Below are 9,692 nucleotides of genomic sequence, written 5' to 3'. Positions count from 1 at the left end.
GTCATCCCGGCCGTAGCGAAGCGGAGCGCCGGGATCCATCGTAGAGTTCCGGAGCCCTCCGATGGATCCCGGAGCTGCGCGGCTCCGCCGCTTGTCCGGGATGACGCCGGAGGATGAAGGGAACGACGCAGCATCATGCCTGCCCCGTCACTTCGACATCGGCATGGGTCGCGACATGGACGAGACCGTCCGGCGTCACCCAGCCGCGATACATGCCTTCGGAATTATAGGGCGCGACGATGGTGCCGTCGGCGCCGATTGCGACGAGCCCCGCGCCGATGCCATGGGCCGTAAGCTCGGCGAGGACACGCTCGGTCGCCTGCGCCAGCGACAGCCCGGCATAGGCGACCAGCGACGCGATCTCGTGGCCGACGCAGTAGCGGATGAAGAACTCGCCCTTGCCGGTGCCCGAGACGGCGCAGCGCCCGTCGCGCGCATAGGTTCCGGCGCCGATGATGGGGGAATCGCCGACGCGCCCGGCCGGCTTGTTGGTATAGCCGCCGGTCGAGGTCGCGGCGGCAAGATGCCCGGCCCTGTCGCAGGCGACGGCGCCGACCGTGCCGTGCTTCTCCGCGTCGCTCGCCTCCGCCGCAGTGCCGACGAGCTCGCGGATCTTCATCGAGGCGAGGTTCTTGCGCCGGCGCTCGGTCGAGAAATACTCGTTCTCGACCATGTCGAGCCCTTCGGCCTGGGCGAAGGCGTCTCCCGCCGGCCCGGTCAGCAGCAGCGGGTCGCCGCGGCGCATCAGGGCCTTGGCGGCGGCGACGGGATTGCGGGTGCGCTTGACGGCACAGAGCGCACCGGCCGCCAGCGACGCTCCGTCCATGATCGCAGCGTCGAGCTCATGCTCGCCATCCGCGTTGAAGGCGGCGCCGTGGCCGGCATTGAAATGCGCCGAATCCTCCATCACCAGCACCGCCGCCTCGACCGCGTCGACGGCGCTGCCGCCCTTGCCCAGCACGGCCCAGCCGGCGCGCAGCGATTTGGCGAGATGGGCCTTGGCCTCAGCCCATTCGGCGTCGGTCATCTCGGCCTTGGGCAAGGTGCCGCAACCGCCATGGATGGCAAGCGCGATGGTCATGATGTGTTGTTCCGATCTGCAGTCTGAGGCTGGCCAGAGCACGCACTACCGTCATGCTCGCGCTTGTGGCGAGCGTCCACGTCTTGAACACCATCTTCGATGAAGGAAGACGTGGATGGTCGGGACAAGCCCGACCATGACGGGAACGGTGTCGCTACCTCACTTCACCGGCTTGATGTCCATCGCCAGCGTGTCCTCGTCGATGCGCGGGGCGATGGTGACCTTGTCCTTCTGCATCGCCCAGGCCGAGCCGACGGCGACGATCGGCAGGCGCGGCCGGTCCTTGGCGACGATGGCGTTGGCCTGCGCCAGCAGGTCGTTGCGCTTGGCCTCGTCCATCTCGATGCCCGCATCCTCGATCAGCTTGTCGATCACAGGATTGACGTAGCCGAGCACGTTGAAGGCGCCGAGCTTCTTGGCCGGGTCGTTGGAATGCACCACCGAGGACAGGGTGTAGTTCGCCTCGCCCGTCAGCGTGCCCCAGCCGGACATCGCCATCGAGAGCTCGCCGCGGCTGCGGGCCGGGAAGAAGACCGAAGCCGGCTGGGCGTTGGCCTGCGCGTCGATGCCGATGCGCGCCAGCATCTGCGCGATCGAGGTGCCGACCTGGCGATCGCCCGGAAGGCGGTCGCTGGTGAAGGAGAAGGTGACCCTGAAGCCGTTGGGATAGCCGGCCTCCTCGAGCAGCTTCTTGGCCTTGGCGAGGTCGGGCTTCAGCGGCGGCAGGCTCTTGTTGTAGCCGGCGATGGTCGGCGTCACGAGCTGGTTCACCGGACTGCCCAGCCCTTCCATCGCGATCTCGGCCAGCGCCGGCCGGTCGATGGCGAGGTCGATCGCCTCGCGCACCCTGGGATCCTGGATCGGGTTCTTCGGCAAGGGCGAGCCGTCCTTGGCGCTGACCTGCGGGGGCTTGTCGCGCAGGTCGAGCTCGATATTGAAGACGTAGACGGTCTCGATCGTGGCGACCGCCAGTTTGGGATCGCGCTTCAGCGTCGCGACATCGGTCGCGGGCACGCGGGTGATCAGATCGACCTGGCCGGCCTTGAGCTGGGCGAGGCGCGCGGCGTCGTTGGGAAGCTCCTTGCGCACCACGCGCGCCCAAGGCTCCTTCGGCCCCCAGTAACCGTCGAAGCGCTCGAGCACGAGCTGGTCCTTCGGCGTCCAGGAGACGTATTTGTACGGGCCGGTGCCGACCGCCGCCTTGCCGCTGTTGAAGGCCTCGTTGGCATTGTCCTTGGTCAGGCCCGCGGCCGCCTTGTGCGAGACGATGAAGAGCCGGATGAAGTCGTTCGGCAGGTTCGGCGCCGGCCCGTCGGTGACGATGTGAACCGTCAGCGGGTCGATGATCTTCACCTCCTTGACGCGGCGGACATAGATCGTCGTCGGGTTCGGTCCGGCGACGGTCGGGATGCGCTCGATCGAGAACTTGACGTCCTCCGCCGTGAAGTCCGAGCCGTCATGGAACTTGACGCCGGGCCTGAGCTTGAACTCCCAGACCGCAGGCTCGATCGCCTTCCAGCTCGTCGCCAGCCGCGGCTCGATCTGCAGCTTGTCGCCGGACCAGGTCAGCGTGTCGAAGACGTGCTTCAGCGCCTCGGCATGGGTGCCGGTGGCGGTGAAATGCGGGTCGATCGAATCCGGCCCGGCGCGCACGCCGATGGTCAGGTTCTGCGCCAAGGCGGCGCCCGGGACGAAGGCGCCGAGCAAAACCGCCAGAGCCAGCGGCCGAAGGGGGAAAATGAGCTTCATGGCGAGAAATCCCTGATGACTGGAGGTGCTGCGGATTGGAAGGTCGGCTTTCACCGTCTTGGGATGCTAGACTTTGGGTCCTAGACTTGGGATTCTTAGACTTGAGATGACAGGCTGATCGCGATGCAGCAATCGTTCTCTATTGTTCCTTCCCGGAAGGAAGCTCCACCGATCGGAGCAGCATCTTTGCAAGAACGGCTCTAATCCTCCGGGCTATGCTCGTGCTGCGGGCTCTGCCTGGGCTTCGAGGTCGGCAGGCCAGGTCGGAGAGGCGATCACCATCTTGTCCAGGAGCTCGCAGAACTGCTTCTGCTCGGCCTCGCTCAGCGCCGCCAGCATCGCGGTCTGCTGCTGCACCATCAGCGGCATGGTCTCGTCGAAGATGCTGCGGCCGGCCGGCGTCAGCGCCAGCACATAGCTGCGCAGATCGTCGGGGTCGCTCTCGCGCTTGAGCAGGCGGCGCTGCAGCAGCTTCTGGATCGCCCGCGAGAGCGTGTTCTTGGGCAGGCCGGCGGAGGCGACGATGTTCTTGGCGGCGACACCGCCCCGCAGCCCGACCGCGTAGAGCGCGACGAATTCCGGCCGGACCAGGCCGTAGCGCGTCTCGATCCAGCGGTAGACCGGGTCGTTGAAGCGGAAGGCGATGAAATTCAGCCGGAAGGAGAGCCAGCAGGGATTGTCCCAGAGCTTGGTGACGATCAGCGGATCGAGATTGCGCAGCGCCGCCTCGCGCTCGCTATCCAGCTTCGACAAGGCGGTCGGCGCAGGGCGCATCGCGGCATTTCCTGATTTAGTTCCATATGGAACTTGACGCTCTCGGATGCCGCTGTCAAGGATGACGCGGTTTTGCTGAAACGCAAGGATCAGGCCGTGCTCGTCGCTCGAATGAACTGGATGCAGATCGAGGAGCAGGCGAAGCGCGACGACCGCTGCGTGCTGCCGCTCGGCTGCGTCGAGCAGCACGCCTATTTGAGCCTCGCCACCGATGCGATCCTGGCCGAGACGGTCGCCGGCGAAGCGGCCGAGCCGCTCGGGATCCCGGTCTTCCCGGTGCTCGCCTATGGCATGACGCCGGGCTTCACCGCCTATCCGGGCACGGTCTCGCTGCGCATGGCGACCTATCTCGCCGTGGTCGAGGACCTGCTCGAGGGCGTCTACCGTTCCGGCTTCCGCCGCATCGTGCTGGTCAACGGCCATGGCGGCAACGCCCCGGCGATGACGCTCGCCACCGAATGGATGGGCAAGCGCCCCGATGCCAGCGTCAAGATGCACAACTGGTGGGCGGGGCCGCGCTTCCAGGCGGCGGTCCGCGAGGTCGACCCGGCCGCCTCGCATGCCTCCTGGATGGAGAACTTCCCCTGGAACCGTCTTAACGGCGTCGCCATGCCGGACGAAGTCAAGCCGCCCTTCGACGCGGCGCTCTACCAGGCCGCCAACCCGGCCCGGAAGCGCGAGATCCTCGGCGACGGCAACTTCCACGGCCGCTATCAGCGCGCCGACGACGAGATGCTCAGGCTCTGGGCGGTCGGCGTCGAGGAGACGCGCGCGGCGATGGAGGAGAGCTGGCCGTGAGCGTTGCCCGCGCCGTCAGATTTTCTGCGGTTGGCCCAACGGGTTCTCTCCCCCCTTGTGGGGGAGAGCTAGAGAGGGGGGTAGTCAGCTGCGAGGCTGCGGGAGCACGGCGCTCTCGATACCGGGCACACCCGATGTTCCGACATGCCGCCCTCGATACCCCCCTCCCAACCCTCCCCCACAAGGGGGGAGGGCTTGCGCGCGGCGCGCGGCGATGCTGACGCACGTCCTCGAGCGCATCCTGCAGGCGCTCGTCGTCATGCTCGTCATGTCGGCGCTGGTCTTCATCGGCGTCTATGCCATCGGCAACCCGATCGACGTGCTGATCGGCCCCGATGTCAGCCAGGACATCAGGCTCGAGACCATCGCCCGCTACGGGCTCGACCGGCCGCTCTGGGAGCAATATTTCACCTTTCTCGGCCGCGTCCTGCACGGCGATTTCGGCCGCTCCTTCGTCTTCGGCATGCCGGTGCTCGAGCTGATCCTGTCGCGCCTGCCGGCGACGCTGGAACTGACGATCGCCGCCGTCCTCGGCGCCGCGCTGATCGGCGTGCCGGCCGGGATCTATGCCGGCTACCGGCCCGAAAGCACCCTCTCCAAGCTGATCATGGCGATCTCGATCCTCGGCTTCTCGGTGCCGACCTTCTGGATCGGCCTGGTGATGATCATGACCTTCGCCGTCGAATTGCAGATCCTGCCGGCCGGCGGGCGCGGCGCCACCGCCTCGCTCTTCGGCATCGAATGGAGCTTCCTGACGGCGAACGGGCTGAGCCATATGCTGCTGCCGGCGGCGAACCTCGCCTTCTTCAAGCTCGCCCTGATGACGCGCCTGGCGCGGGCGGGAACCCGCGAGGTCATGCTGACCGACACGGTGAAGTTCGCCCGCGCCGCCGGGCTTTCGGAATGGACCGTGCTGCGCCGGCACGTGCTGCGGCTGATCTCGATCCCGCTCGTCACCGTGTTCGGGCTGGAATTCGCCTCGACGCTCGCCTTCGCCGTGGTCACCGAGACGATCTTCTCCTGGCCGGGCATCGGCAAGCTGATCATCGATTCGATCCAGTTGCTCGACCGGCCGGTGATGGTCGCCTATCTGATGCTGGTCGCCTTCGTCTTCATCATGATCAACTTCCTGGTCGACCTGACCTATTTCGCGCTCGACCCGCGGCTGCGGAAGGGGCGGGGCTGATGCGCCAGGACTCGCCCGCCGCCCGCTTCTGGGCCGAATTCCGCGAGAGCAAGGTCGCGGTCGCGGCGCTCGCCGTCGTCGTGGCAATGGTCGGCGTCGCCCTGCTGGCACCGCTGATCGCGCCGCAGGACCCTTACGACCTCGCCAAGCTCGCGCTGATGGATGCCCGCCGCCCGCCCGGCACCGTCGGCTCCGCCGGCTATGTCCACTGGCTCGGCACCGATGCGCAGGGGCGCGACCTGTTCTCCGCCATCCTCTACGGCCTGCGCATCTCGCTGCAGATGGGGCTGGTCGCCGGCGGCATCGCCTTCATCGTCGGCGTCGGGCTCGGCATCTGCGCCGCCTATCTCGGCGGCCGGCGCGAGGCCTTCATCATGCGCGTGGTCGACCTGCAGCTCGCCTTCCCGGCGATCCTGCTGGCGCTGGTGCTCTCGGCCCTGCTCGGCCAGGGCAAGGCGCAGCTCATCGCCGCGCTCGCCGCGGCGCAATATGCCTATTTCGCCCGCACCGCCCATGGCGCGGCCTCCGCCGAACGCGGCAAGGACTATGTCGAGGCGGCGCTGTCGACGCCGCTGCCGGCGCGGCAGGTGGTCTGGCGCCACATCCTGCCGAACTGCCTGCCGCCGCTGATCGTGGTCGCGACCGTGCAGGTCGCCAATGCGATCGCGCTCGAGGCGACGCTCTCCTTCCTCGGCGTCGGCCTGCCGGTGACCGAGCCCTCGCTCGGCGCGCTGATCGCCAACGGCTTCCAGTACATGCTGTCGGGCCGCTACTGGATCTCGATCTATCCCGGCCTCGCTTTGATCGTGCTGATCGTGGCGATCAACCTCGTTGGCGACCAGGTCCGCGACCAGGTCAATCCGAGGCTGAAGCGATGAGGCGACCTCTCCGTCATTGCGAGCGCAGCGAAGCAATCCAGGGGCCGTCGCGCGAGCCCCTCTGGATTGCTTCGTCGGCAGCGCCTCCTCGCAATGACGGCAAGGCGCGGCGCCCGAAGCAGGGGGCCGTCGCGCCATGACCGACGCCCCGCTCCTCGAGGTCACCGACCTCACGACGCATTTCTTCACCCGCGCCGGGGTGGTGAAGGCGGTCGACGGCGTCTCCTTCTCGCTCCGGCGCGGCGAGGTGATGGGCCTCGTCGGCGAATCCGGCTCCGGCAAGAGCGTCACCGGCTTCTCGATCATCGGCCTGGTCGACCCGCCCGGCCGCGTCGCCGCCGGTTCGGTCAGGCTCGACGGGCGCGAGCTGGTCGGCCTGCAATCCGACGCGCTGCGGGCGCTGCGCGGCAAGGTCGTCTCGATGGTCTTCCAGGACCCGCTGATGACGCTGAACCCGGTGCTGACCATCGGCGAGCAGATCCGGCTGGCGCTGGAGGCGCACCGGAGCCTCTCCGCAGCCGAGGCGCGCCGGCGCGCCATCGAGGGCCTGGCCCAGGTCCGCATTCCCAATCCGCAGGCGACGGTCGATTTCTACCCGCACCAGCTCTCCGGCGGCATGCGCCAGCGCGTCGCCATCGCGATCGCGCTGCTGCACGGCCCGAAGCTGATCATCTGCGACGAGCCGACCACCGCGCTCGACGTCTCGATCCAGGCCGAGATCCTGGCCGAGATGAAGGAACTCGTCGCCGAGCTCGGCACGGCGCTGATCTGGATCAGCCACGATCTGGCGACCGTCGCCTCGATCGCCCAGCATGTCGCGGTGATGCGGCTCGGCAAGATCGTCGAGGCCGGGCCGATGCTCGAGGTGCTGACGCGGCCGCAGCATCCCTATACGCGGGCCCTGCTCGACGCCTTGCCCTCGCGCGCCACGCCCGGCGAGTACCTGCTGCGTGGCGGCGGCGTGCCCGATGCAGCCCCGCCGCCACGATTGCCGGGCGCAGAAGCACCGGCAGCCGGCGATGCGGCCACCCCCTATTTCGTGCTGGACGCGGTCAGCAAGCGCTTCGAAACGCATAGCGGCGCGCTGCGTGCGCTGGGCGAGAAGCTCGGGCTGGCGAAACCGCCGGCCTCGGTGCTGGCGGTCGATTCCGTCAGCCTGACCGTGCCGCGCGGCGAGGCGCTCGGCCTCGTCGGCGAATCCGGCTCCGGCAAGTCGACGCTGGGGCGGATGGCGGCCGGCATCTACGCGCCGAGTTCAGGCACGGTGCGGCTCTCCGGCCAGCCGGTGATGAGTGCCGGCAAGCCGCCGCGCAAGCTCACCACCCGCATCCAGACGATCTTCCAGGACCCGTTCGCCTCGCTCGATCCGCGCATGCGCATCGGCGAAAGCATCGGCGAGGGGCCGCTCGCGCACGGGCTCGTCGGCAAGGGCGAAGTCCGCGACTATGTGCGCGACTGGCTGGCGGCCGTCGGGCTCGATCCTTCGGTCGCCGACCGCTATCCGCACCAGTTCTCCGGCGGCCAGCGCCAGCGCGTCGCGATCGCCCGGGCGCTCGCCATGCAGCCCGACCTCGTGGTCTGCGACGAGCCGGTGGCCTCGCTCGACGTCTCGATCCAGGCCCAGATCCTCAACCTGCTGATGCGGCTGCGCCACGAGCTCGGCCTGACGCTGATCTTCATCTCCCATGATCTCTCGGTGGTGCGCCATCTCTGCGACCGGGTGGCGGTGATGTATCGCGGCCGGATCGTCGAGGAAGGCCCGGCGGCGCAGGTCTACGACGATCCGCAGCACGACTACACCAAGCGGCTGCTGGCAGCCGTGCCGGTGCTGCCGGTGGCATGAATGATGCGCCTTCCGTCATTGCGAGCGGCAGCGAAGCAATCCAGGAGGGCTCGCTCTGCCGCTCCTGGATTGCGTCGTCGGCTGAAGCCGCCTCGCAATGACGGCGGAGGGCCTGGTTGAAAGGATAACACGATGACCCAGCCCGAACTCGAGCCCTGGCAATGGCCGGAGGAAACCTGGCGCGGCAAGGTCGAGGCCGTTCGCGCCGGCCGCAATCTCAAGCCGAAGAGCTGGCCCGGCGGGGCGCGCTGCGCGGTCGCACTCTCCTTCGACGTCGACCACGAGACCAATGAGCTGCGCGATGGCGGCAAATCGGTCGGCCGGCTGTCCTGGGGGCAATATGGCAACCGCGCCGGCATGCCGCGCATCCTGTCGCTGCTGGCGAAGCAGGAGATCCAGGCGAGCTTCTTCGTGCCGGCGGTGACGGCGCTGCTCTATCCGGACGAGCAGCGGCGCGTGGTTGCAGAAGGGCATGAGATCGGCCTGCATGGCTGGATCCACGAGGTCAACACCGCCGTGCCGCCGGACAAGGAGCGCGAGTTGCACCTGCGCTCGGCCGACACGCTGGAAAAGGTCACGGGCGTCCGGCCGGTCGGCATGCGCACCCCCTCCTGGGATTTTTCCGAGGTCACCCTCGCCGTCGAGCGCGAGCTCGGCCTGCTCTACGATTCCTCGCTTTTCGCCGACGACGACCCCTATGAGCTCGTCGAGAAGGGCGAGCCGACCGGCATGGTCGAGCTGCCCGTCGAGTGGATCCGCGACGACGCGGTCTATTTCAACATGAACCGCTTCCAGGCGCTGCGGCCCTATACGGCGCCGGAGGCGGTGTTCGACATCTTCCGCCGCGAATTCGACGGCGCCCATGACGATGGCGGGCTCTTCCTGCTCACCATGCATCCGCACGTCATCACCTATCGCTCGCGCTTCTGGATCCTCGAGGAACTGATCCGGCACGCCAAGGCCAAGGGCGATGTCTGGTTCGCCAGCCATGCCGAGATCGCGGCCTATGTGAAGGCGCAGGCCGGCCTCTGAGGCCCGCGACGGGCACGGTACTGCCGCAAGGTCAGTGGAACCGTGCCCGATTTCGGCCGTTTTCGGTTCATCGGGAATTCAGCGCACCGGCGCGCTGATGTCCGCATGTTCCAACAGAAACGGATGTCATGATGCGTTTGAAAAGCTGGCTCCTGCTCGGCACCCTCATCCCCGCGGTCACGCTGGCTCAGGGCGCCTTCGCCGCGCCTCCCCTGCATCTCGCCCAGGCGCCCTCCGCCAATGACGACCAGCCGGACCCGCGCCGCCCGCGCGCCTCCGGGCCGCAGCGCGGCGGTTCCGAGAAACCCGAAAGGCCCGGCGCCCGGCCCGGCGCCGGCCAGTCACCCGCCG

General features: G+C 68.1%; 9 protein-coding genes. 6 read left to right on the top strand and 3 right to left on the bottom strand.

The genetic code is table 11. From position 1 onward, the window contains the following. Nucleotides 1-133: 133 nt before the first annotated feature. The 3 genes from V6M56_RS18280 to V6M56_RS18270 all read right to left on the bottom strand — a co-directional run bounded on the left by V6M56_RS18280 (nucleotide 134) and on the right by V6M56_RS18270 (nucleotide 3,604). Nucleotides 134-1,084, bottom strand: coding sequence for an isoaspartyl peptidase/L-asparaginase family protein (locus V6M56_RS18280; protein WP_332685591.1), 951 nt, complete (start codon nucleotides 1,082-1,084; stop codon nucleotides 134-136). 156 nt (nucleotides 1,085-1,240) lie between these two features. Next, nucleotides 1,241-2,830: an ABC transporter substrate-binding protein gene (locus V6M56_RS18275; RefSeq protein WP_332685590.1), complete on the bottom strand. Its 1,590-nt coding sequence runs from the start codon at nucleotides 2,828-2,830 to the stop codon at nucleotides 1,241-1,243. A gap of 213 nt (nucleotides 2,831-3,043) precedes the next feature. After that, complete coding sequence (locus V6M56_RS18270; RefSeq protein WP_332685589.1) at nucleotides 3,044-3,604, bottom strand: MarR family winged helix-turn-helix transcriptional regulator; 561 nt, start codon at nucleotides 3,602-3,604, stop codon at nucleotides 3,044-3,046. Between the two features lie 96 nt (nucleotides 3,605-3,700). Between V6M56_RS18270 and V6M56_RS18265 the strand changes: the two genes are divergently transcribed. The 6 genes from V6M56_RS18265 to V6M56_RS18240 form a co-directional block, all read left to right on the top strand. After that, nucleotides 3,701-4,402, top strand: a complete 702-nt coding sequence (locus tag V6M56_RS18265) for a creatininase family protein (RefSeq protein ID WP_332685588.1) — start codon at nucleotides 3,701-3,703, stop codon at nucleotides 4,400-4,402. Between the two features lie 214 nt (nucleotides 4,403-4,616). Continuing rightward, on the top strand, nucleotides 4,617-5,588 hold the full coding sequence (locus V6M56_RS18260) for an ABC transporter permease (protein WP_332685587.1): 972 nt from the start codon (nucleotides 4,617-4,619) through the stop codon (nucleotides 5,586-5,588). Next, nucleotides 5,588-6,466 (top strand): ABC transporter permease, encoded by an 879-nt coding sequence (locus V6M56_RS18255; RefSeq protein ID WP_332685586.1) that lies wholly within the window; start codon nucleotides 5,588-5,590, stop codon nucleotides 6,464-6,466. The genes V6M56_RS18260 and V6M56_RS18255 overlap by 1 nt, the downstream gene beginning before the upstream one ends. 136 nt (nucleotides 6,467-6,602) lie before the next feature. Further along, a complete protein-coding gene (locus tag V6M56_RS18250) occupies nucleotides 6,603-8,309 on the top strand; it encodes an ABC transporter ATP-binding protein (RefSeq protein ID WP_332685585.1) in 1,707 nt (568 codons plus the stop codon). 132 nt (nucleotides 8,310-8,441) lie between these two features. Continuing rightward, complete coding sequence (locus V6M56_RS18245) at nucleotides 8,442-9,341, top strand: polysaccharide deacetylase family protein (RefSeq protein WP_332685584.1); 900 nt, start codon at nucleotides 8,442-8,444, stop codon at nucleotides 9,339-9,341. Between the two features lie 128 nt (nucleotides 9,342-9,469). After that, nucleotides 9,470-9,692, top strand: a 223-nt coding sequence (locus V6M56_RS18240; RefSeq protein ID WP_332685583.1) for a hypothetical protein, incomplete at its 3' end; no start/stop codon positions are given.

The organism is Allobosea sp. (assembly GCF_036675845.1).
GTDB lineage: Bacteria > Pseudomonadota > Alphaproteobacteria > Rhizobiales > Beijerinckiaceae > Allobosea.
The sequence above is the reverse complement of the archived record's forward strand: the minus strand, read 5'-3'. Positions and strand labels throughout refer to the sequence as shown.